3 protein-coding genes are annotated in these 2,238 nt (G+C 66.8%); all 3 read left to right on the forward strand.

The window, feature by feature from the left end:
• The first annotated feature begins 109 nt into the window (after positions 1–109).
• A complete protein-coding gene (locus tag ABGA94_RS16775; RefSeq protein ID WP_197599266.1) occupies positions 110–751 on the forward strand; it encodes a methylthioribulose 1-phosphate dehydratase in 642 nt (213 codons plus the stop codon).
• A gap of 92 nt (positions 752–843) precedes the next feature.
• Positions 844–1,401, forward strand: a complete 558-nt coding sequence (locus ABGA94_RS16780; protein WP_049402829.1) for an acireductone dioxygenase — start codon at positions 844–846, stop codon at positions 1,399–1,401.
• Positions 1,402–1,404: 3 nt separating this feature from the next.
• A partial coding sequence (gene mtnC, locus ABGA94_RS16785) for an acireductone synthase (protein WP_375367823.1) occupies positions 1,405–2,238 on the forward strand: 834 nt, incomplete at its 3' end.

Below are 2,238 nucleotides of genomic sequence, written 5' to 3' on the forward strand. Positions count from 1 at the left end.
CTTGTAGCGTCCCCTGCACGGCCCACCTGCCCCGCCCCGCCCATGAACCGCTCTATACGACCAGCCACGAGGGGCTCAGCCGTTGGCCGAATCCAGTAAAATCGCCGGCATGAACGCCCCCACCTTCCCCTACGACACCGCGCGACTGAGCGAACTGGCCCAGCTGCTGATCGACAACGTCCGCGAACTGGCCCACGCCGGCTGGACCCCGGCCACCAGCAGCAACTTCTCCCACCGCCTGGACGATCGCCACGCCGCGATCACGGTGTCCGGCAAGGACAAGGGCCGCCTGATCGAGGACGACATCATGGTGGTGGACTTCGACGGCCAGGCCGTCGGCCGTCCGCTGCGCCCGTCCGCCGAGACCCTGCTGCACACCCAGTTGTACCGCCGCTTCCCGGACGTCGGCTGCGTGCTGCATACGCACTCGCCGGTGCAGACCATCGCCTCGCGCCTGTACGCGCCGCAGGGTCATGTCCGCCTGGAAGGCTACGAGCTGTTGAAGGCCTTCGCCGGCAACAGTACCCATGAAATGGCCATCGATGTGCCGGTATTCGCCAACACCCAGGACATGAACGTGCTGTCGAAGCAGGTCGATGACCTGCTCGACCGGCAGACCCTGTGGGGCTATCTGATCGATGGCCACGGCCTGTACGCCTGGGGCCGCGACATGGCCGAGGCGCGCCGTCACCTCGAAGCCTTCGAATTCCTGTTCCACTGCGAACTGGAACTGCGCAGGCTGCGCGGCTGAACCGGCGCACAGGTGCAGATGCCGATCCGGAATCTGCATCCTGCGCCCACCCTGCTACCCTGTCCTCCCCCCGAGACGTTCAAGCTGCCGCCATGAGCCGACTGCGCATCTACGACGACATCCGCCCCGAATCGCCGCTGCTGGACACCCAGGACGGCGCGGTCATCGCTGCCGAGCTGCAGAAGATCGGCGTCACCTTCGAGCGCTGGCAGGCCACCGCGCCGGTCGCACCGGGCGCCAGCCAGGAGGAAGTGTTCGCCGCGTACCGCGCCGACATCGACCGCCTGGTGGCCGAGCGCGGTTTCAAGAGCGTGGACGTGGCCTCGATCGCCCCGGACAACCCGAACCGCGCCGAGCTTCGGAAAAAGTTCCTCGACGAGCACTTCCACAAGGAAGACGAGGTGCGCTTTTTCGTCGCCGGCTCCGGCCTGTTCACCCTGCACGTGGGTGACAAGGTCTATGAGATCGAGTGCGTGAAGGACGACCTGATCGCCGTGCCCGATGGCACCACCCACTGGTTCGACATGGGCGAGGAACCCAGCTTCGTGGCGATCCGCTTCTTCACCGAGCCGGACGGCTGGGTCGGCCATTTCACCGGCACCGACATCGCGCAGAAGTTCCCTCGTTACGTACCCACCCAGGCGTCCTGATCCATGCAAGCCCGCGTCATCCTGACCGACATCGAAGGCACCACCAGCAGCATCTCGTTCGTCAAGAACGTGCTGTTCCCCTATGCGCGCAAGGCGTTGCCCGCGTTTGTCGCCGAGCATGGCCAGCAGCCTGAAGTCCGCCGCTGGCTGGACGCGGTGGCTACCGAGATCGGCGGTGCCTGCCAGGACAATCTGGTGGCCGAGACGCTGCAGGGCTGGATCGACCAGGACCGCAAGCACACCGCCCTGAAGGCGCTGCAGGGGCTGATCTGGGACGAAGGATACCGCCGTGGCGACTACACCGCGCACTTCTACCCGGAAGTGGCGCCGGTGCTGAAGGGCTGGCACGCTTCCGGCCTGCCGCTGTACGTGTACTCCTCCGGTTCGGTGCCGGCGCAGAAGCTGTTCTTCGGTTTCAGCGACGCCGGCGACCTCAGCCCGCTGGTGTCGGGCTGGTTCGATACCGAAGTCGGCGGCAAGCGCGAGGCCGACAGCTACCGCCGCATCGTGCAGGCCATCGGCGTAGCGGCCGGCGAGATCCTGTTCCTGTCCGATGTGGTGGAAGAACTGGATGCCGCCCGCGAAGCCGGGTTGCAGACCCGCCTGATCGATCGCCTGGATGATTACCCGATGCCGCGTACCGGCCAGGCCGCCAACGGCCACGAACGCCAGGATCTTCTCGACCTGCTCGCCCGGGATGTTGAAGCCCTCGCCCACCAGCGTCTCGCGCACGTAATCGGCGCCGCGCGAGGAACGGCGATGGGCCGGGCACGCGTGCGACTGCCGCATGCGCTGGAGGTGGCCGAGCAGCGCGTGGCCGCCCACCAGGTCGAGGCC

This window comes from Stenotrophomonas sp. 3diitr2024 (genome assembly GCF_042136455.1).
Taxonomy (GTDB): Bacteria; Pseudomonadota; Gammaproteobacteria; order Xanthomonadales; family Xanthomonadaceae; genus Stenotrophomonas; species Stenotrophomonas sepilia.

Excerpts from the sequence above, each read along its gene's own strand:
- ABGA94_RS16775 (WP_197599266.1), top strand. The coding sequence starts at position 110 with ATGAACGCCCCCACCTTCCCCTACGACACCGCGCGACTGAGCGAACTG.
- ABGA94_RS16780 (WP_049402829.1), top strand. The coding sequence starts at position 844 with ATGAGCCGACTGCGCATCTACGACGACATCCGCCCCGAATCGCCGCTG.